The 21,744-nt window shown below is 45.8% G+C and carries 20 protein-coding genes; 12 read left to right on the plus strand and 8 right to left on the minus strand.

The genetic code is table 11. The features are described from left to right. Positions 1-58: 58 nt before the first annotated feature. From VY86_RS07115 to metB, 5 genes are all read right to left on the minus strand, one after another. Positions 59-454 carry a hypothetical protein gene (locus VY86_RS07115; RefSeq protein WP_052760788.1) on the minus strand — a complete coding sequence of 132 codons (396 nt, stop codon included), beginning with the start codon at positions 452-454 and terminating at the stop codon, positions 59-61. A gap of 2 nt (positions 455-456) precedes the next feature. Further along, positions 457-1,392 (minus strand): hypothetical protein, encoded by a 936-nt coding sequence (locus VY86_RS07120; protein WP_046974432.1) that lies wholly within the window; start codon positions 1,390-1,392, stop codon positions 457-459. Between the two features lie 925 nt (positions 1,393-2,317). After that, a complete protein-coding gene (metF, locus tag VY86_RS07125) occupies positions 2,318-3,202 on the minus strand; it encodes a methylenetetrahydrofolate reductase (RefSeq protein ID WP_021325406.1) in 885 nt (294 codons plus the stop codon). A 350-nt stretch (positions 3,203-3,552) separates the two neighbouring features. Next, positions 3,553-5,988 carry a bifunctional aspartate kinase/homoserine dehydrogenase II gene (locus VY86_RS07130; RefSeq protein ID WP_046974433.1) on the minus strand — a complete coding sequence of 812 codons (2,436 nt, stop codon included), beginning with the start codon at positions 5,986-5,988 and terminating at the stop codon, positions 3,553-3,555. 2 nt (positions 5,989-5,990) lie between these two features. Continuing rightward, positions 5,991-7,151, minus strand: a complete 1,161-nt coding sequence (metB, locus tag VY86_RS07135) for a cystathionine gamma-synthase (protein ID WP_046974434.1) — start codon at positions 7,149-7,151, stop codon at positions 5,991-5,993. Positions 7,152-7,438: 287 nt separating this feature from the next. Here metB and metJ point away from each other — a divergent pair, with 287 nt between their 5' ends. After that, a complete protein-coding gene (gene metJ / locus VY86_RS07140) occupies positions 7,439-7,756 on the plus strand; it encodes a met regulon transcriptional regulator MetJ (RefSeq protein WP_021325403.1) in 318 nt (105 codons plus the stop codon). 151 nt (positions 7,757-7,907) lie between these two features. On the opposite strand, the gene rpmE is transcribed toward metJ, so the two are convergent. Next, positions 7,908-8,123, minus strand: a complete 216-nt coding sequence (gene rpmE, locus VY86_RS07145; RefSeq protein WP_046974435.1) for a 50S ribosomal protein L31 — start codon at positions 8,121-8,123, stop codon at positions 7,908-7,910. A gap of 209 nt (positions 8,124-8,332) precedes the next feature. On the opposite strand from rpmE, the gene priA reads away from it, so the two are divergent. From priA to rraA, 7 genes are all read left to right on the plus strand, one after another. After that, a complete protein-coding gene (gene priA / locus VY86_RS07150) occupies positions 8,333-10,531 on the plus strand; it encodes a primosomal protein N' (RefSeq protein WP_046974436.1) in 2,199 nt (732 codons plus the stop codon). Between the two features lie 326 nt (positions 10,532-10,857). After that, positions 10,858-11,886, plus strand: coding sequence for a DNA-binding transcriptional regulator CytR (cytR, locus tag VY86_RS07155; RefSeq protein WP_046974437.1), 1,029 nt, complete (start codon positions 10,858-10,860; stop codon positions 11,884-11,886). Between the two features lie 69 nt (positions 11,887-11,955). Beyond that, positions 11,956-12,777 (plus strand): cell division protein FtsN, encoded by an 822-nt coding sequence (gene ftsN / locus VY86_RS07160; RefSeq protein ID WP_046974438.1) that lies wholly within the window; start codon positions 11,956-11,958, stop codon positions 12,775-12,777. 123 nt (positions 12,778-12,900) lie between these two features. Then, positions 12,901-13,431, plus strand: a complete 531-nt coding sequence (gene hslV / locus VY86_RS07165; RefSeq protein WP_046974439.1) for an ATP-dependent protease subunit HslV — start codon at positions 12,901-12,903, stop codon at positions 13,429-13,431. Positions 13,432-13,442: 11 nt separating this feature from the next. After that, complete coding sequence (gene hslU, locus VY86_RS07170; RefSeq protein ID WP_046974440.1) at positions 13,443-14,774, plus strand: ATP-dependent protease ATPase subunit HslU; 1,332 nt, start codon at positions 13,443-13,445, stop codon at positions 14,772-14,774. A 96-nt stretch (positions 14,775-14,870) separates the two neighbouring features. Continuing rightward, positions 14,871-15,791: a 1,4-dihydroxy-2-naphthoate polyprenyltransferase gene (locus tag VY86_RS07175; protein ID WP_021325398.1), complete on the plus strand. Its 921-nt coding sequence runs from the start codon at positions 14,871-14,873 to the stop codon at positions 15,789-15,791. A 68-nt stretch (positions 15,792-15,859) separates the two neighbouring features. Then, positions 15,860-16,369, plus strand: coding sequence for a ribonuclease E activity regulator RraA (gene rraA, locus VY86_RS07180; protein ID WP_046974441.1), 510 nt, complete (start codon positions 15,860-15,862; stop codon positions 16,367-16,369). A 65-nt stretch (positions 16,370-16,434) separates the two neighbouring features. On the opposite strand, the gene zapB is transcribed toward rraA, so the two are convergent. Continuing rightward, a complete protein-coding gene (zapB, locus tag VY86_RS07185; protein ID WP_046974442.1) occupies positions 16,435-16,677 on the minus strand; it encodes a cell division protein ZapB in 243 nt (80 codons plus the stop codon). Positions 16,678-16,980: 303 nt separating this feature from the next. Between zapB and VY86_RS07190 the strand changes: the two genes are divergently transcribed. The 3 genes from VY86_RS07190 (at position 16,981) to fpr (ending at position 20,526) form a co-directional block, all read left to right on the plus strand. Further along, positions 16,981-17,811 carry an MIP/aquaporin family protein gene (locus tag VY86_RS07190; RefSeq protein ID WP_021325395.1) on the plus strand — a complete coding sequence of 277 codons (831 nt, stop codon included), beginning with the start codon at positions 16,981-16,983 and terminating at the stop codon, positions 17,809-17,811. Between the two features lie 30 nt (positions 17,812-17,841). Then, on the plus strand, positions 17,842-19,365 hold the full coding sequence (glpK, locus tag VY86_RS07195; protein ID WP_046974443.1) for a glycerol kinase GlpK: 1,524 nt from the start codon (positions 17,842-17,844) through the stop codon (positions 19,363-19,365). A gap of 414 nt (positions 19,366-19,779) precedes the next feature. Further along, the gene (fpr, locus tag VY86_RS07200; RefSeq protein ID WP_046974444.1) at positions 19,780-20,526 is read left to right on the plus strand and encodes a ferredoxin--NADP(+) reductase; all 747 of its coding nucleotides are present in this window, start codon (positions 19,780-19,782) and stop codon (positions 20,524-20,526) included. Between the two features lie 2 nt (positions 20,527-20,528). On the opposite strand, the gene VY86_RS07205 is transcribed toward fpr, so the two are convergent. Further along, positions 20,529-20,963, minus strand: coding sequence for a DUF805 domain-containing protein (locus VY86_RS07205; RefSeq protein WP_046974445.1), 435 nt, complete (start codon positions 20,961-20,963; stop codon positions 20,529-20,531). 67 nt (positions 20,964-21,030) lie between these two features. On the opposite strand from VY86_RS07205, the gene VY86_RS07210 reads away from it, so the two are divergent. After that, positions 21,031-21,633, plus strand: coding sequence for a DUF1454 family protein (locus VY86_RS07210; RefSeq protein WP_193386971.1), 603 nt, complete (start codon positions 21,031-21,033; stop codon positions 21,631-21,633). Positions 21,634-21,744: the final 111 nt, after the last annotated feature.

Consider the following 21,744-nt stretch of genomic DNA (forward strand, 5'->3'; position numbering starts at 1 on the left):
TCGGTTTTTTCGCCTGATATTCCCGCCCGCATTAGGCGAAGGTTTACAGCGATTTTTGCTAAACTTTGTGCCACGAGGTCCCTTGAATGCCTAATGGCGGCCATCCTTGGCTTTCAGTGGTGGGAGCCGTAGCCGTAAGGTCCCTAGCTTGCTGTAACATTCGCCCGACCAAGCTGGCTAACAACTCGGCATCCAGCCTCTCCAACCATTCACGGCTCCAAAGCAAGGTCTCCCCCTCACTGCTGCGACTCAATTGTAATGGCGGCCAGTCGGTTAATGTAGCCAAAGAGCGGGGTTGAACATCACCCAGCGGAATAAACAAAGTCACCAGCTCATCACGTTGACGGATATGCAAGCTAAAAGGGCCTAGCGGCAGATCAAGCCCCTCCGGGTGCAGGGACTCCTCAGTCTGACCAAGGAGCCGGCACAGATCCGATAATAGGAGATTGAACATGATTACTCTTTATGGTTGTCAAACACGGATTCAGTCGGCGGCCACAGGTTGGCGATTGGAGGCTTACTTGGTGTACCTTGCAGCTCACCACCTATGGTCGCGGCCCAAGGATCGATGACGCGTGCCTGAGAACCCCAAGTTTCTGGTTTGCTGAGCTCACTGTTGGGATCGCGCCCGACTACCACGAAGCAGTGGGTCTGGGTATGCCCCTTGGAGCCACGATGAGCGACTACCTCAATGCGCTGCTGGTCGTCTTGATTGTGCTTCATCAATTCGGCTGCCGCAGAGTAGGCCAGGGTAGTGCAGCAGCCAGCCTGGGCCTGAGCGACATGGCGGGCGATGGATTGCAACTGGTTGAGGCTGACGTTGCCTCGCTTGGCGGCGATGGCTGCCATGTTGGACATCATGTTGGCTTGGCTGTTGACCTTCTGGCGCTCAGGATTATCATTGAATAACCGTAACCTCTCCATGATTTGCTGATATTGGGGATTCTGCTTGCTAACGAAGGTGCCTGCATCGGTGCATGCATAGGTTCCCATCTTCTCCAAGGTTGGCATGGCCTGTTGTAACACGGCTTTGATACCGGGTGCGACCACATTTGGCTGGTGGGCACGCACCATAGCACCCTGTTCCGCCAGGGCCTGTTTGAGTTCGGTGAGACGGGTGCCCCGGGCCTCCACCTCTTTGGGATGGTGGTTCTCCCAGTGCTGGATAGCATCCTGTACCCGTTGGGCCTGCACACTACTGGGGGCACTCTGCAACTGGCGCAGTTCGGTAATCAACTGTTTGAGATCCGAACTCTGGAAATGCAGAGGACCGCGTCGAACAGACTGTTCAAACAAACGATTGCCCTGTTCGAGTAGAGGAGAGGCGGCAGCGTGCTGAGGAGCCTGCATTTGGCTAAGTGGCATATGGCCGCTAATGGGTGAGATTGGCATTATCTTTTCCAAAATTAAGTTGAATTAATTAGAAGCATCTTAGTATTTTTCCTGCCCTGCTTATGTAAAAAAGTGACCCGATTTTTGTCTATTTTAGGTATCAGAAGATTTTCGTTACCGACTCAATACTCAAACTTGCTTATTTAAATTTCATACAGCAAAACACTGTGTACGTTAATTTACTGTATCTATAGGAAAACGAGCGTACCCAGCACAAATCACCGCGTTATCCGGTGCCTTGTTTTCGTATGGGCCAATTGACTGCTCATATTGGAGCTCTTTGAAGCCAAATATATGTTCGCGACCATATTGTCAGAAAAAATAAAAAACCATGTTTACATTGGATCGGTGTCCATGTAGCTATTTAGCCAGAAATGATCAAGAATATTTTACGATATATGTGTAAATATAGAGTGTATATAACTTTAAAAGGCGTATGAACGGGATAGCGGAAGTTAGGCGCCTAATCCAACCAATGGTTACCAGCCCAAGAGCGGTTATAAAGAGTTCCCAGTTAAATTTCTCAGTTATAAAATAAAAAGCCTCTCGTTATTGTGAGGTTTTTTACCTTAAATCAGTATTTAGCGACAATCACAAGATAATAAACAAACATTTTTTACATATAAAAAAATATTATCCATAAAACCCCTGTCTATGAAAGAGTGATAATCGTGTGAAAAGATATTATGGAAATCATGATAACCATAGTAATCGTTTACTATAGTTTATATTTAACAATTTAATTTATAACAATGAATTATTTACTAACATTAAAACCATTTTATTATTTCAACCCTATAAAATTAAATATCAAAAATATGTTAGCCTTAATATTCACAAATATAATAAGAATTTACCATTCATATCAATACAGCAGAAAAAAATATGCTCTTACTAAGCGACATTTCTTAATAAGAGCCAATGATTAAGGACGAACACCCAGAGTATGACAAATTGCATAACTCAGTTCCGCACGGTTTAAGGTATAAAAGTGAAAATCTTTCACACCTTCACGACTTAAAATTTTCACCATATCCATTGCGATAGAAGCGCCAACCAGATTAGAGCTCTCAGGATCATCATCCAACCCCTCAAACATTCTGGTCATCCAGCTTGGAATACGAACATTGGTCATTGTCGCAAAACGTTTCAGCTGACGGAAGTTGGATACCGGCAGAATACCCGGTACGATTTCCACATCAATTCCGGCGGCAACACAGCGGTCACGAAAACGCAGATAACTTTCAACATCAAAGAAGAATTGAGTAATCGCGCGGTTCGCACCCGCATCAATCTTTCGTTTCAGGCAAATCAGATCAGCCTGAGAATTTTTCGCTTCAGGATGAACTTCAGGGTAAGCAGCCACTGAAATATCAAAATCAGCTTCTTTCTTCAGTAATTCAACCAGATCAGCCCCATACATTTTGGGTTTTTCACTGTTATCAGGTAAATCACCCCGCAAAGCCACAATATGACGAATTCCATTATTCCAATAATCACGGGCGATTTCGCACAATTCATCGCGGCTGGCATCAATACAGGTAAGGTGCGGAGCAGCCTCAAGACCGGTTTTCTCTTTTATTCCTTTGATAATGCTATGGGTACGGTCACGTTCACCAGAGTTAGCCCCATAAGTAACAGAAACAAATTTAGGCTTGAGAGTGCTCAAGCGACCAATGGATTTCCACAGGGTTTTTTCCATCTCAGCTGTACGCGGTGGAAAGAATTCAAATGAAACACGGATCTGTCCTTCCAATTCAGCCAGATTCTGATTCAGCGCTTCTCGCTGATTAGCGTGAAAAAAACTCATACCCTGTACCTCGTTAACAAGCGGAATAATTTCCTGTCTTATAATTTGCCAGTTACGTTTATTTAAACATCTAAACGCCTAACCACCTATACGTTTAGACGTCTAAATAAGATGAAGGATTGGGATTTTTTAGTCAACAATAAGTTTGAGTTAAGAGAGTGAGTAATATTCATCCTGAATCGGAAAAAAATTCATCAGAGAATATTTGGCTTTGTTTATATCGAGTTGGCAAATCAAGATACCCAAGGCAGCGATGAAGAAGGGTGTCTTTACCAGAACACCCTTCCCCTCGTTACCTCAAATATCAAGCGAAGGAAATTGCATCAGCAAACAAGTGGGGATTTTGCAACCTAAAGCAGTTGTGACAAACGGTTAAGATCAGACTGAATCGCGCCTGCTGTAACATCACGACCGGCACCCGGCCCACGGATCACCAGCGGATTATCACGATACCAACGACTCTCAATCGCAAATACATTGTCGCACGGTAACAAGGAAGCCAATGGGTGATCGGGACGTACCGCCTCAACACCGACTTTAGCCTTACCATTCGCATCAAAACGGGCGACATAGCGCAATACCATGCCCATTTCCTGTGCCGCAGCCAATCGCTGTACCATTTGCTCATTGATAACACCGCTGTTATCAAAGAACTGCTCAATAGAACCTGATTTCGCTTCTTTCGGCACTAATGACTCAACACGCACCTGCTCTGGCTCAATCTCATAGCCAGCTTCACGGGCAAGGATAATTAGTTTACGCATGACATCCTGACCAGACAGATCAATTCGTGGATCAGGTTCTGTCAGTCCCTGCTGCCACGCCTGTTCAACCAAATCACTGAATGGCACTGAACCATCAAATTGCAGAAACAGCCAAGATAACGTACCGGAGAAAATACCACTTATGGATAAAATGGTATCGCCACTCTCGCGTAAATCTCTCACTGTATGGTTGATCGGTAAGCCTGCGCCAACGGTTGCATTGTAAAACCAGTGACGACCGGTTTTGGCAAATGCGTCACGAATAAGACGATAATCATTACTACTGGAAGCACCGGCAATTTTATTGGCACTGATAACATGGAAACCATAACTGGCAAAATCACTGTAACATCGTGCCAGTTCTTCACTGGCAGTCACATCCAGGATCACCAGATCGTCATAAGGGTGCGCCCGCATCCACAGGAACAACTCATCGACATCATGCTCTGTCGCTTCAGCATCAAAGAAAGCTAATGCCCGGCTGGCATCAATCCCCTGATAGTCAAGCAAACTCCGGCGACTATCCGCTACACCCGCCAGAATAAATTCAAAATCACTGCGGGCAGAAATATTTTTCTGCTCACGGGCGAATAGCTCCAACCAACGGGAGCCGATATTTCCTTTACCAAACAAAATCAGGCCAATTCGCTTTTCAGCACGGAACAAACACTGATGCAGCCCCTGAATCACATGTTCAGTCTGATTGGTCCGCAGCACAGCGACAAGACTGATACCATCCTCCGCGTGCCAGATAAATTCTACCGGCTGATCTTTAAGCTGCTGATAAAAACGATGGCAATGCAATGGATTCTTACAGACACCCGCCCCAACCAGCGCCACCAACGCCAATCCTTCTCTCAGGGAAAGTTTCCCCGGCAGCGCAGCATCTTCCAAAACCTCCAGTGCACTATTCACCACTTCGGAGGTGTAACAGAGCTGAATCAGGTTACAGTCCGGATGGATACCGGCTGCCAGTGGGCGGATTTGTCCCCGCTTTAACAACAGATCAATATCTTTGTATATCTGTTTGAAATCATTATGGGCAGCCACATGCAATTCAATCAGACAAACTTCATCATGGCTGGTGACAATTTTTGCCCCAGTCCCGGAAGCCAACACCCTTTCAATACGGGTGGAGCCCTGCTCCGGCTGATAGCTGCAACGCAGCAGTAAATCAATATCACTGACGGAAACAGGCTGTAAGGTACGGGTATGCAGCACAGGTGCTGCAAGACGAGCAAGCTCACTCGCTTCATCCAGACGTAATAAAGGTAACAGACAGGCGTCTTTTACTTTTCTCGGATCGGCGCTGTAAACACCAGCGACATCACTCCAGATGGTTACCCGTTTAGCCCCTGCCAGAGCACCAACCTGCGTTGCAGAATAGTCACTGCCATTTCGCCCCAGTAAAACCGTTTCTCCATCATGATTACTGGAGATAAAACCCGTTACAACCAGCCGCTTATTAAGATTTTGAGTTAATAGCTGACTCAGTAATGGCTGAGAAAGGTCAACATCAACTTGAGGTTGAGCCGTCCGTTCAGCGCGTAAAAACTGACGGGCATCCACCCAGTCACTGGCGATGCCCTGAGCTTCAAGTACCGCTGACATCAAACGTGCAGACCAGATCTCTCCATGACCAACAACTTCGGCATAAGTCACATCACTGACCGGCTTATCCAGTAATGCACTTAACCTTTCAAGATCAGCAATAAAATGCTTCACCAATTCCTCAGCAACAGTTTCAGGCAGCAAGCCTCTGATAAGATCCTGCTGATAACGGCGCAAAACCTGCTGTACCTGATGGGCAGAAATACGGTCATTCTGGCTGAGTTTAAGCCAGTTAATTAACTGGTTGGTTGTGCTGCCTGCCGCGGATACCACCATCAAATCACCAGGTTGGCTGTAATTAGCCATAATCTTGGCTACCCGTTGATAACATTTCACATCCGCGAGGCTGCTACCTCCAAACTTATGTAATTGGCGGCCATTTTCCGCCCCTGCTACTGCCAGTGCACTCATGGTCACTCCTTTACTACTGCCTGAAATGCATTTTCCAAATCAGCGATTAAATCCTGACTATCTTCAATACCCACAGAAACACGCAACAATGAATCCGTAATACCCGCTTCTGCCCTTGCCTGTGCTGACATTCCCGCATGAGTCATAGTAGCAGTATGGGAAATCAACGTTTCCACGCCTCCCAATGATTCCGCCAAAGTAAATAATTTCAACTTAGACAGAAAACAGAGTATTGCCGATTCATTGCCATCTAACTCAAAACTTATCATTGCGCCAAAACCGGACTGTTGCTTACAGGCAATTTCATGCCCTGGATGATCTTTCAAAGCAGGATAAAAAAGTTTCTTCACTAACGGTTGCTGTTGAAGATAATTCACAATCTCCCGCGCATTATTTTGCTGTAAAAGGATCCGTGGCGATAAAGTACGCATCCCACGCAACAGAAGATAACTATCAAACGCCGCACCGGTCACACCAATATTATTCGCCCACCAGGCAAGCTCCGTCGCGATATCTTCATCCTTTGCAATAATGGCTCCGGCAATAACATCAGAATGTCCATTAAGATACTTAGTACAGGAATGAACAGCCAGATCTGCCCCCAATGCCAGCGGTTTTTGTAATACAGGACTCAGAAAAGTGTTATCAACAATCACTGTCGCACCGACATCATGGGAAAGCTGGCATATATGGGCAATATCCACGATACGCAATAAAGGATTACTTGGTGTTTCAATTAATACCAACTTTGGCTTTCTGGACAATACCTGTTTTAACGCCTGTTCATCACTCTGATCAACAAAAGCCACTTCATAAGCACCGCGTTTACTCTGGCTGTCAAACAAGCGGTAGCTGCCGCCATAACAGTCATGGGGAGCAACCAACAGATCGCCCGGCTTAAGAAAAACCGTGCATAACAGGTGAATCGCTGACATGCCGCTGCTGGTCATAACAGCACCTACTCCCCCCTCCAGTTCAGCCAATACCCTCTGCACCATATCGCGGCCTGGATTACCCCTCCGGGAATAATCATGTGTTCTCGGCTGATTAAAATCAGTAAAATTATATGTACTGGAAAGATAAATAGGCGGAACAACACAACCATACTGCTCATCATTATTCAGCCCACTGCGAACTGCTATTGTTGCCTGTTTGCGTGTCATATCAGTCACCACTGCCTGTCATAAATTCGAGTCAGGGAAGAATACCCGCCACCACAATAGACGTCAATACATCTAGACATCCAAACCTCTTTACGGTTAGATTAAGTAATGGGATAATTATCCATTACAACTATGCTGCTTTTATTATTAGTAGTCATTAGTTTATCGCATATACTATAACTGTATAATTGATAAGGAAATCACGATAAAATGGCAATATTTTGCAACGAAAGCGGGTTCTGTTATCCGGCTTACTTTTATGACTTCACGACTATTTAAGGTACCCCATGGCTGAGTGGAACGGTGAATATGTCAGCCCTTATGCTGAACATGGCAAAAAAAGCGAACAGGTGAAGAAAATCACAGTTTCAATTCCTTTGAAAGTGTTGAGGATCCTCACTGATGAGCGCACCCGCCGCCAGGTAAATAACCTGCGTCACGCGACTAACAGTGAATTGCTGTGTGAAGCATTCCTGCATGCATTTACCGGGCAACCACTGCCCGATGACGCTGATTTACGCAAAGAGCGTAATGACGAAATCCCAGAGGCTGCCAAAGGGATCATGCGGGAATTAGGCATTGATCCCGATACCTGGGAATATTGATAGTGGCATAACGAAACCTCCTGCAAAATTCAGGGGGTTTTTACTAATTAAAATACAAAATGACCGATTTAAATACAAAACGCCCGATGCAAAACATCGGGCGTTTGTTCGTACCAGTTGATCTGCTTTATAAGCAGACACAATTTGGCAATTACTTGCCAACACCTGGAACGTTGAAACGTTTGTTGAAGCGATCAACACGACCACCGGTAGCAACATCACGTTGTTTACCAGTATAGAATGGGTGGCATTGGCCACATACGTCCAGATTCAGAGCGCGATTAACGGTAGATTTGATCTGCATTACATTACCGCAAGAACAAGTTGCAGTAACTTCTTCATATTTAGGATGAATATCTTTTTTCATGGGATAACCTCTGTTAAGGCCGTGTCGCTATCCAGCCCTGTTGCCGCCAGACACCACACGTCGTGTTGATAAAATAAGTTTGGTATCTTTTGTACCAAAGGCGGCGGATCATACAGAATATCTGCCTATCCCGCAATGAAATCCGCTGATTGTCTATGATACTCTATAGCCAATTTTTACTTTATTTATTGATCGCCCGGAATAATTTTATGACCGTCGTTCAGGTTGCCCTGCCTATCCCTCTTGCCCGCTCTTTTGATTATCTGTTGCCCGCAGAGAACCAAGTACCCGTTGCAGGGATGCGGGTGGCCGTCTCTTTTAGTAACCGCAAGACAATTGGTATCGTCACCGGAACAACTGACAGCAGTGATATTCCAACGGAACAACTGAAATCGATTGAATCTATTCTCGACACTCATTCCCTATTTTCAGAAGATCTCTGGCAATTACTACTTTGGGCATCCAGCTATTACCATTATCCCATCGGAGAAGTACTGTTCCATGCATTGCCGACACTGCTTCGTCAAGGAAAGTCCTCTGAATCCTCCCCGCTCTGGCAATGGCAACTGACTCCGGCGGGAGCTGAAATACCCTTGGCGCAATTGAAACGTTCACCAAAACAGCAACAAGTGCTGGCAGCACTGCGCCGAAAAGCAATATATCGCCATCAGATTACAGAACTGGAATTAAGCGAAAGCGCCTTCCAGTCACTCAAAAAGAAGTTACTTATTGATTTATACCCAGTGCAACCTGAATCTCAGAACTGGCGAAATCACTTCCAAGTCACCGGCGAACGCCTGAAATTGAATACAGAACAAGCCACAGCAGTTGGTGCTATCCGTGCGGAGGACCAGCAATTTTCTCCCTGGTTACTGGCCGGCATTACCGGATCAGGTAAAACGGAAGTTTATCTCAGTGTGCTGGAAAATATTCTGGCGCAAGGTAAACAAGCACTAATACTTGTACCGGAAATTGGCCTGACACCACAAACAATCCGTCGTTTCAGAGAACGCTTCAATGCTCCGGTTGATGTTCTTCATTCAGCCCTGAATGACAGTGAACGCCTTGCTGTATGGTTACGGGCACAACGTGGTGAGAATGCAATCGTCATCGGTACACGTTCAGCTTTATTTACCCCCTTTGCCTGCCTTGGCGTCATCATTATTGATGAAGAGCACGACAGCTCTTACAAACAACAGGAGGGCTGGCGTTACCATGCCCGGGATTTAGCGGTATTCAGGGCAAAGAAAGAGAATATCCCAGTGATTATGGGTTCTGCGACTCCGGCACTGGAGACACTTTATAATGTGCAACAGGGCAAATACCGCCAGCTAACATTATCCAAACGAGCAGGTTATGCCCAGCCAGCAACTCAACACCTGTTGGATTTAAAAGGCTTGCCACTCAAAGTCGGATTATCTCAACCACTGATAAAGCGCATTGAAGAACACCTGCAAGCAGATAATCAGGTAATGCTGTTTCTCAACCGCCGCGGTTTCTCACCTACTCTGCTCTGCCATGAATGTGGCTGGATTGCAGAATGCCAACGCTGTGACCATTATTACACCTTGCATCAGCACCATCGTCAGTTGCGTTGCCATCATTGTGACAGCCAACGCCCGGTTCCCCGCCAGTGTCCACAATGCGGCTCTACCCATCTTCAACCTGTTGGCCTTGGCACAGAACAGCTTGAAGACGGTATTACAGCGCTGTTTCCTGATGTACCGGTTACCCGCATTGACCGGGATACCACCAGCCGCAAAGGAACACTGGAACAACAACTGGCCGACATTCATGCCGGTGGCGCCCGTATACTGATTGGTACCCAAATGCTGGCAAAAGGCCACCATTTCCCCGATGTCACTCTGGTCGCTTTGCTGGATGTTGATGGTGCCCTGTTCTCAGCCGATTTCCGGGCAGCAGAACGCTTCGCACAGCTTTATACGCAAGTTTCTGGTCGTGCCGGCCGGGCAGGTAAACAGGGAGAAGTGGTTCTCCAAACTCATCATCCTGACCATCCGTTACTGCAAATTCTGCTGAATAAAGGTTACGACGCCTTCGCAACTCAGGCGATGGATGAACGCCAAAGTGTATTTTTGCCGCCATTTACCAGCCACATTATCTTGCGGTCAGAAGATCACGATAATCAGCAAGCACCCGCTTTTTTACAGCAATTGCGCCTGCTTTTTGAAAATCATCCTCTGCGTGATGATAACTTATGGATAATGGGGCCAGTTCCCGCATTAAAGGCAAAAAGAGGTGGACGTTATCGCTGGCAATTATTGATTCAACATCCATCCAGAATTTTTTTACAAAAAATCATGATGATGGTTTATCCACAAATAATGACTCTGCCGCAAACCCGGAAAGTGAAATGGAATATTGATGTTGACCCAACGGATGGTTAGTGATTAATCATCTTTATTTTAAAACATATAACGTTATCAGATTAAGCATACTTCTATTAACGAATGAGTAAAATCAACTAAGTCATCCTCAATTAATAAAAAATTATCCACTAATTTGCGAGCCATATCGAATAAATGATTCATATCACACTTTTTTGCAAACTAAAGAACAAACGAATTTGCCAAACTGTTTAGAATGGTCCCTTAATAACATTGTCATCACCTTAAACCAAAATGTCGTGACTTTCCTAAGGCCACTGACGGTCTCCCGGCAACCAGAAAATGACAATCGTTTAACTAATCAGTCAGGAAATGAGGAGTGAGTTTTGGAGCAGAAAAAGAATGGCACCTCTGCAACGATGAAAGATGTCGCTGAAGTGGCTGGCGTTTCTACCGCAACAGTATCAAGAACACTCATGAATCCAGAAAAGGTTTCTTCCCAGACACGACAAAAAGTGGAACAAGCTGTACTGGCTGTGGGTTATTACCCAAATAATTTATCCCGTAATCTTAAACGCAGCGAGTCGAAAACGGTTTTAGTCATAGTGCCGAATATCAGTGACCCTTTTTTCACTGATGTGATTTGCGGTATTGAAGAGACAGCAACGCAACAGGGTTATCTGGTTTTAATCGGTGATTGTCAACATCAGCAAAAACAGCTACACACATTTCTTAACTTGATTGTCACCAAACAAATTGATGGCCTGTTGCTGCTTGGCTCCAATATTCCATTTGACGCCAGCAAAGAAGAACAAAAAAACTTGCCGCCCATGGTCATGGCAAACGAATTTGCGCCAGAGCTGGAACTGCCGACTATTCATATTGATAACCTGACCGCAGCATTCAATGCCACTCATTACCTGCAAACACTTGGGCATAAGCACATTGCCTGTATCTCCGGGCCGGACGATATCCTGCTTTGCCGCTACCGCCTTCAGGGATATATTCAGGCGTTGCGTCGTTCTGGAGGGACAATCCGTGAAGATTATATCGTCCAAGGTAACTTTACCCATGAAAGCGGCGCAAAGCTGACCGAGCAGCTGATGTCTCTGCCAGAACCCCCAACAGCTATTTTCTGCCACAGCGATGTGATGGCGATTGGCGTTATGTGGCAGGCTAAAAGAATGGGCTTAAGAATACCGCAAGATTTATCAATCATTGGGTTTGATAACTTAAGCCTGGCCATGTACAGCGATCCGCCATTAACAACCGTTGGACAACCCCGTTATGAGATTGGTCAAAAAGCAATGTTGTTGTTGTTGGATCAAATCCAGGGCCATACAACATCTGGCGGTTCTCAATTACTGGAATCTGAATTAATCATCCGGCAAAGCACCTGTTCGCCTAAAAGCTAGGCAAATAACTCCAGGTTAAGTAACATGTCGTTTATTTCCTTTTATTTAAATAACTCAGCGAATTAGACAGTGGCACAACGAGATTATGTGAGTCGCGGGCGTTCAAACGCCCGCCGTAAAAACACCGATAAGAAAAAATACCCGTCCCAGGGGCTGCCAAAAACCACTCTGGCAATCGCGGTAGCATTGGTCGTTATCTTTATTGGCGGCCTTTATTTTATTACCCACAATGGACAAGAAAGCGCGCCAGACGTACTACCAAAACATCCTCAGCAAAATAATGGCTTACCGCCAAAACCAGAAGAGCGCTGGCGCTATATCAAAGAATTGGAAAATCGTCCTGTTGGTATCGCGACGCCACGTGAGCCATCATCCGGCGAGCAGACAAAATCACGCATTCCGCTGACGGCAGAACAACGGCAGTTGCTTGAACAAATGCAGGCAGATATGCGTCAACCAGCGACTTCATTACCAGAAGTCCCATACAATGGCGTTCAAGTACCGCGTTCACAAGTGATCATCAAACCATCAGCAGAAACGCAACAACCATTGGAAACAAGACCACAACCTCAGCAAACATTGCCACAACAACAAATGCAGACTCAGCCAGTTCAGCCACAAACACCGTCACCGGCTGAACCCAGCAAACCTAAACCAGCAGAAAATGCACAACGTATAATTTTGCAATGTGGTTCATTCCGCAATATGGACCAAGCTGAGTCAGTACGCGCCAACCTGGCATTTGCGGGTATTGAAAGCCAAATCACAACGGGAGACGGCTGGCATCGTGTCGTTCTTGGCCCTTACAGCAAAAGCACCGCAGGAAAAATGCAGGAACGCCTGAAAGGCGCTGGCGTACCCGGTTGTATTCTCCGTGTTGCTGGGGGTTGAAAAATGATAATTCTCCCCCATTTATACTGCTAGCACCGTGCACACGGTATTTTCGATAGCCATATACACTGTCGAAAGTACCGTGCGTCACATTTATTTATTTTTGTAACCAAGGGCTTATTCGTGACTACAATCGTAAGTGTTCGCCGTAACGGCCAAGTTGTAATCGGTGGTGATGGACAGGCAACGATGGGTAATACCGTCATGAAAGGCAATGTCCGCAAAGTTCGCCGCCTCTATAATGACAAAGTAATCGCGGGTTTTGCTGGCGGTACAGCAGACGCTTTTACTCTGTTTGAACTGTTTGAACGTAAACTTGAAATACATCAAGGACATCTGACCAAGGCAGCCGTTGAACTTGCCAAAGACTGGCGGACCGACCGCATGCTACGCAAACTGGAAGCATTGCTGGCAGTCGCAGATGAAAATACCTCCCTGATCATTACAGGTAACGGCGATGTCATTCAGCCGGAAAATGACCTGATTGCCATTGGTTCCGGTGGCCCATACGCGCAGTCTGCTGCACGAGCAATGCTGGAAAATACCGATCTCAGTGCCAGAGAAATTGCAGAGAAAGCACTGACAATTGCCGGTGATATCTGTATTTACACCAACCATAATCACAACTTCGAAGAACTTCCTTCAAAAGCGTAAGGGTAGATAGTATGTCTGAAATGACTCCACGCGAAATTGTCAGCGAACTTGACAACCACATCATTGGTCAGGACAAAGCGAAACGCGCTGTAGCTATCGCACTCCGTAACCGCTGGCGTCGTATGCAGCTGAATGAAATGCTGCGTTATGAAGTGACGCCTAAAAATATTCTGATGATTGGCCCAACAGGTGTCGGTAAAACCGAAATCGCCCGGCGGCTGGCAAAACTGGCAAACGCGCCATTCATCAAAGTTGAAGCGACAAAATTCACCGAAGTTGGCTATGTTGGTAAAGAAGTCGATTCTATCATCCGTGATCTGACCGATGCTGCGGTTAAAATGGTTCGTCTGCAATCCATTGAAAAAAATCGTTACCGGGCTGAAGAACTGGCAGAAGAGCGCATTCTGGATGTCTTGATCCCACCAGCAAAAAATAACTGGGGACAAGCGGAGACACAATCTGAACCCTCAGCCGCTCGTCAGGCATTCCGTAAGAAGTTACGTGAAGGTCAGCTTGATGATAAAGAAATCGAGATCGATGTTGCCACCACACCGGTGGGCGTAGAGATCATGGCACCTCCTGGCATGGAAGAGATGACTAACCAGTTGCAATCCATGTTCCAGAACCTTGCCGGTCAAAAACATAAATCCCGTAAGCTGAAAATCAAAGATGCTTTCAAACTGCTAGTGGAAGAAGAAGCCGCTAAACTGGTTAACCCGGAAGAATTGAAACAACAGGCCATTGATTCGGTTGAACAACACGGTATCGTCTTCATTGATGAAATCGACAAAATCTGTAAACGCGGCCAGACTTCAGGCCCTGACGTTTCCCGTGAAGGTGTTCAGCGTGACCTGTTGCCACTGGTGGAAGGCTGTACGGTATCCACCAAACACGGTATGGTAAAAACAGACCATATCCTGTTTATCGCCTCCGGCGCATTCCAGGTTTCCAGCCCTTCTGATCTGATCCCTGAATTACAAGGGCGTCTGCCAATCCGTGTGGAATTACAGGCATTAACCACAGAAGATTTTGAACGTATTCTGACTGAACCTAATGCATCCCTGACGGAACAGTACAAAGCGCTGATGGCAACAGAAGGAATGAACATCAGCTTCACCGCTGATGGCATCCGCAAAATCGCTGAATCGGCATGGCAGGTAAACGAATCAACCGAAAATATCGGTGCCCGTCGCTTGCATACTGTTCTTGAGCGACTGATGGAAGATATCTCTTTTGACGCCAGCGAACGTCCTGGTCAATCAGTTGATATCGATGCCAATTACGTCAAAGAACATTTAGATGAGCTGGTTGCAGATGAAGATCTGAGCCGATTTATCCTATAATCGGAATATACGGTTTCTTATCCGCTATAATTATTGATGGGAGGCTCGCCTCCCATTTATTTTTTATAATATTTAAAGGAGTAAGTTAACGTAGAAATGAACTCACCAACTTCCGTCAGTCAAACTCAAGCATGGCTGGAGAGTTTACGCCCTAAAACGCTGCCACTCGCCCTCGCAGCCATTATTACCGGCTCCGCCCTTGCGGTCTGGACAGGACATTTCAAGCTGCCTGTCGCCTTACTGGCTCTGTTAACAGCGGCTATGTTACAAATTCTGTCCAATCTCGCCAATGATTACGGCGATGTTGTCAAAGGAAGTGATACTGAAAAACGTATCGGGCCACTGCGCGGTATGCAAAAAGGCGTTATCACCGCCTCGCAGATGAAAAAAGCGCTGAAGATTACGGTGCTGTTGGCTTGCCTGTCTGGAATTGCCCTCATTGCCGTTGCCTGTGAAGAACCTAGGGACATATTAGGTTTTCTGGTCCTTGGTCTGTTGGCAATTGTTGCTGCAATTACCTATACAGTCGGCGCAAAACCCTATGGCTATATAGGACTTGGCGATATTTCCGTACTGATATTCTTTGGCTGGTTAAGTGTTGCCGGGGCTTATTATCTTCAAGCAGGGTTTTTTGACTCAATTGTCATGCTGCCGGCAACTGCCTGTGGTCTTCTTTCCGCTGCTGTTTTAAATATTAATAATTTGCGTGATATTGAAGATGACAAACGGAATGGCAAAAACACCCTTGCTGTCCGTCTCGGCCCCCAAAAAGCCCGCTATTATCATGCCTGTCTCATCATCGGAGCCACCCTCTGCCTGGTCTTGTTTACCATACAAAATCTGCCAGGCTGGTCCGGTTGGCTGTTCCTGCTCGCATTGCCTTTGTTGCTCAAACACATGTGGTATGTGCTCAACGAACCCACACCAGAAGGCATGCGCCCAATGCTGGAACATATGGTTAAAGCGGCATTACTGACTAACATTCTGTTTTCGGCTGGACTTGTTCTTAATTATTGATGATTTTGCTAACATCAACCTGAAAGGGATATACTTACTGTTCCATACCTTAACCAGACGTAAATCCTATGAAATATGATACTTCCGCGCTTTGTGACATCTATCAAGAAGAAGTAAATGTGGTAGAGCCTATGTTCTCCAATTTTGGTGGGCGTACTTCATTTGGTGGTCAAATCATCACAGTCAAATGTTTTGAAGACAACGGGTTAATTTACGACCTGCTTGAAGACAACGGTCACGGCCGTATTTTACTGATAGATGGTGGTGGTTCTGTACGTCAGGCATTGATTGACGCAGAACTGGCGCAACTCGCTGTGCAAAATGGATGGGAGGGCATTGTCGTTTACGGTGCAGTACGTCAAGTTGACCAGCTGGCAGAGCTTGACCTTGGTATTCAGGCTATAGCGGCCATTCCTGCTGGCTGTCGTGATGAAGGAACCGGTGCAAGCGATATCCGGGTAAATTTCGGTGGTGTAACCTTCTTCTCCGGCGATTATCTGTATGCTGACAATACGGGCATCATTCTATCTGAAGAGCCACTGGCACTTGATAACAGTGAAGATGAAGTGAGCATCTAACGACAGCGTATAAGATCAAGGGCGATTTTTGGGATCGCCCTTTTTTGTCTGCCGACAATTTGTAACTACTGGACATCTTCCATTTTGCCTAACAAGGCACGCAAACGCTCCTGCCATACTTGCTGCTCTTGTTTTAATTGCTCATTCTCATGAACCAGAGACTCGCGGCTGTTGGCTGCGGTTTCAATTTCCTGAGACAAAGACTTATTCTTTTCTTTTAATTCTTCAATTTCCATTTGTAGCAGGGTAATAGTATCAATCGCCTGCTGAACCTTAGCTTCCAGCTTTTCAAAAACTTCAAATGACATTCTCGGTTCCCCCTTATAAGCAATCGTCTGATTGTATGTAGCCAAAGCGTCCCTGTCTAGCAACATCCCCAACACATGAAAAATAACTATCAAATAAAAACTACAAAGTGTCTCACACTTTAATTTTTAGCAAGATGCCAAAAAAATGCGGAACCGCTCATTTTGTTGACACAACACACACATTTCAATTTCGCTATTTCTCGTTTCCGCGCATTAACGATAAATTTACAAAACCTTCCTTTCAATGCTGAAAGGCGAAAATAATAATTACCACTCCAAAATCTTCTTCGTAGGATAGAACATATGAGCCAAACCACTAGCACGACATTAACCGGACAATGTATCGCTGAGTTTCTTGGTACCGCACTATTGGTTTTCTTTGGCGTAGGTTGTGTTGCCGCTGCCCGAATTGCCGGCGCACAACTGGGCTTGTGGGAAATCAGTATCATTTGGGGGATGGGTGTCGCATTGGCAGTTTATCTCACCGCAGGTGTTTCCGGTGGTCACCTTAACCCGGCGGTGACAATTGCCTTCTGGCTGTTTGCCCGTTTCGAGGGCAAAAAAGTCGTTCCTTTTATTATTGCCCAAATGATCGGTGGTTTTGTCGCTGCTGCTATCATCTATATGATGTACTACAGCGTATTCCTTGATTACGAGCAAGTACATAATATTGTTCGCGGCACCCCTGAAAGCCTGTTTACAGCAGGTGTATTCTCCACTTACCCGATGGCATCGCTATCTATTTCTCAAGCATTTATGGTAGAAGTCATCATTGCCGCAGCGCTGCTGTGTCTGATTCTGTCACTCACTGACGATGGTAACGGTGTTCCACGCGGGCCTCTGGCTCCGTTACTGATTGGTATTCTGATTGCCGTTATTGGTGGCGCATTTGGCCCATTAACCGGTTTCGCCCTAAACCCGGCCCGTGACTTTAGCCCTAAACTAATTGCTTATCTGGCAGGTTGGGGAGATATCGCTCTGACTGGTGGACGTGAAATCCCTTACTGTCTGGTTACTCTGACCGCACCGATTATCGGCGGTATTATAGGAGCATTCGGCTACCGCAAACTTATTGGTCGCCATTTGCCATCGGATACCAACAAGACTAAAGACCAGAGCAAAAAGAAAGCCTAAAGTAGAGCATTACCAGAACAGGTTATTATCATGACAACAAAAAATATGATTGAGAAAAAATATATTGTCGCTCTTGATCAGGGAACAACCAGTTCCCGGGCAGTCATTCTTGATCACGACGCCAATATTATCTCTATTTCCCAAAGAGAATTTACTCAAATTTATCCTAAACCGGGCTGGGTCGAACATGATCCTATGGAAATCTGGGCAACCCAAAGCTCAACGCTGGTAGAAGTATTAGCGAAAGCGGATATTAGTTCTGATCAGATTGCCGGCATTGGCATTACCAACCAACGTGAAACAACAATTATTTGGGAAAAGGAAACCGGTAAACCAATCTACAATGCCATTGTTTGGCAATGTCGTCGTACCGCAGATGCCTGTACCAAACTGAAACAAAAAGAAGGCCTGGAAGAATATATTCGCCAGAACACAGGATTGGTCGTTGACCCTTACTTCTCTGGCACCAAAGTAAAATGGATTCTGGATCATGTTGAAGGTGCGCGTAAGCGGGCAGAAAAAGGCGAGTTACTGTTTGGTACTGTAGACACCTGGCTGGTATGGAAAATGACCCAGGGCCGTGTCCACGTTACGGACTACACCAACGCGTCCCGTACGATGCTGTTCAATATTCACAATCTGGAGTGGGATCAACATATTCTTGATGAGTTACAAATCCCACGAGCCATGCTACCCACTACTCATTCATCTTCTGAGATTTATGGTCAAACCAACATTGGCGGTAAAGGCGGCACCCGGATCCCTATCGCCGGCATTGCCGGTGACCAACAGGCAGCTCTGTATGGCCAGCTTTGTGTCCAACCCGGTATGGCGAAAAACACCTACGGAACAGGCTGTTTCCTGCTGATGAACACAGGTAACGATGCCGTACGCTCCAATCACGGCTTGCTGACAACCATTGCCTGTGGTCCCCGCGGTGAAGTGAACTATGCGCTTGAAGGTGCGGTTTTCGTTGGCGGCGCTTCTATTCAGTGGCTGCGTGATGAACTGAAACTCATTGCAGATGCTGCTGACTCCGAATACTTTGCCACCAAAGTTAAAAACAGTAACGGCGTGTATGTGGTTCCCGCGTTTACCGGTCTTGGCGCGCCCTACTGGGACCCTTACGCCCGCGGCGCCATTTTCGGCCTGACCCGAGGAACAAACAGTAATCACATTATTCGTGCAACGCTGGAATCCATTGCCTATCAGACCCGTGATGTACTGGATGCCATGCAAGCGGATGCAGGTACCCGATTGCAAGCACTGCGTGTAGATGGCGGTGCCGTTGCCAATAACTTCCTGATGCAATTCCAGTCAGATATCCTAGGTACTCGCGTAGAACGCCCTGTAGTGCGTGAAAGCACCGCATTGGGAGCCGCATTCCTCGCAGGATTAGCAGTAGGCTACTGGCAAGATCTGGATGAAGTGAAAAGCAAAGCCACCATTGAGAAAGAATTCCGTCCGGGTATTGAAACCACCGAGCGTAATTACAAATACAATGGTTGGAAAAAAGCAGTTGCCCGCGCGCAAGACTGGGAAGATAAAAGCTAAGATTTGCTGATAGAAAGATAAAGAAAGGGTGGAATTTTCCACCCTTTGAAATTCTATTTCTTTCCTATCTTCAGAAATTTTCTTTTAAAGCTAAATCGAACATTAAGATCTAACGTAAAGCCTAATTTCGACAAACTTTCTATTATCTCGTAGATAGAATCAGAATATTCCTTTGATAATTTATCTCCATATTTATAGATAAGATCTATAGCATGGTAAACTATTATCTTTATGAATTTTATACTAAAATTATTATCGGCTATTAAGATAACCTCGACTATTCAAACCCGATATTAAGAAAAACAAATTCATTCCCCTATGACACAGAATCGATAATGATATTTATATCGATAGACTAAAATCACGGCATAAAAACAAACTGTTCCGGGGTTTCAGGATAGGAGATTAATTCCAATGGCAAACTGGATTACAGGAAAAGTTACACAAGTTATTCACTGGACGGATACCTTATTCAGCATCAGGATGCATGCACCGGTTGAAGAGTTTACCGCAGGTCAATTTGCGAAACTGGCGCTGGAAATAGAGGACGAGCGGGTTCAACGGGCCTACTCTTACGTTAATGCGCCGACAGATAATAATCTTGAATTCTATTTAGTGACAGTTCCAGAAGGCAAACTCAGCCCACGGTTAGCAGCCCTGCAACCCGGTGATGATCTATTGGTTACAGAACAAGCCGCCGGATTTTTTATCCTTGATGAGATACCGGATTGCAAAACATTATGGATGCTTTCAACGGGGACAGCCATTGGCCCTTATCTGTCAATCCTTCAGCAAGGGGATTATCTGGACAGATTCGAGAACATCGTATTGGTGCATGCAGTCAGGCTAACACAAGATTTAAGCTACCTGCCCTTAATGGAGCAATTAGTTCAGCGCTTCAACGGCAAATTAAGAATTCAGACGATCGTCAGCCGCGAACAAAATCCTGGCTCATTGACTGGCCGTATCCCGGCATTGATTGAAAATGGCGAACTTGAGGCGGCTGTCGGGCTGCCGATGAACAGCGACAACAGCCATATAATGCTATGCGGTAATCCCCAAATGGTGAAAGATACCCAACAACTGCTAAAAGAACAGCGTGGAATGGCAAAACACCTGCGCCGCAAACCAGGGCATATCACCAGCGAGCAATACTGGTAATTTCAATCATCTTCGGCAGAAATAAAATCCACTTTTTCTGCCCCTTCACCAAACCGGTTTGGCCCATCCGTGCCACGGAATACACCGCAATCAAGCACCATCATAACGATAATTAATGTGGGGATAAAACGGCCAATCCCCCATTGCCAGAATGGTTCCATGCCGCCCCAATCAGCGGCAATCAGCAACCATGCCAGCAATAAAAGCAGCGACCAGCCTCCCCGCTTATTGCGATCATGCAAACGCTTCGCCATCATTGCCGCCGCAGGATACATCACCAAAGCCAGCGCAAAAACAGCATAGTGCATGGTCAAAGAGCTCATTCCCTGAATAGTCAAGATAACAAACATCAAGGCCAGACAAACACCGATGCCAATCCAGAATTCCCGTCGCCCAATTCGCCCTTTAAATGAAAAACCCCATTGTTGTAATGTCATCTATTCTTTTCCAATCGTGTATTCTGTTTTTCGGTGCAGTTTAACCCAAGCGAGCGGCAACATGAAAATGGACATTAATAAATTTCTGGCGATAACGTTAATGGCAAACAGCGCGGGCTTACCGTTGGTAACCCATGCCGATAAATCCAAAACAACTGTCCCCATCGCACAAGCGGCCTACCTTCTGCCAAACGCCCCCTCTTTTGATGAAACCATTCCGCGGTTTCGTGAAAAATATAATCGCCGCAACCCGGCATTGCCACTACACGAGTACCGGGTCATTACCGGCAAAGACATTTATCTGCCTCTGACACGAGCAGCCAGCAAAATCAATGAGAAACTTTACTCTTCGGCAGTACTGGAACGGGGAAGTGAAAAAATCAAAAGTCTGCAACTGACATTACTGCCATCAGAAAATGAAACAGAAACTCAGAAAAATCAAATTTTAACAGAGCAGTACATGATAGCGTTGATGCGCCACTTTAATCCGACCCTTTCACAGGATCAAAGCAAAGAGAATATTGATAATTTGCTGAAAAACAGCAAAAAATTGCCATTTTTCAGCCATAACATCGGTGCCATTCGCTATATTGTGGTAAACGGCAGCAAAAAAACGCTTACTTTCGCAATTGAACCGATTAAGCTATCGCTATCTGGACCAGAAAACTAATCAAAATTAGTGATAAAAAGCAAAGCTATTGTTTGCAATGACCACTATACTGTGGACCACTGATCTAACGACTTGATCCCAAGAATGAATTTCATTCAATCCACTACTTAA

The organism is Photorhabdus thracensis, assembly GCF_001010285.1.
Lineage (GTDB): Bacteria > Pseudomonadota > Gammaproteobacteria > Enterobacterales > Enterobacteriaceae > Photorhabdus > Photorhabdus temperata.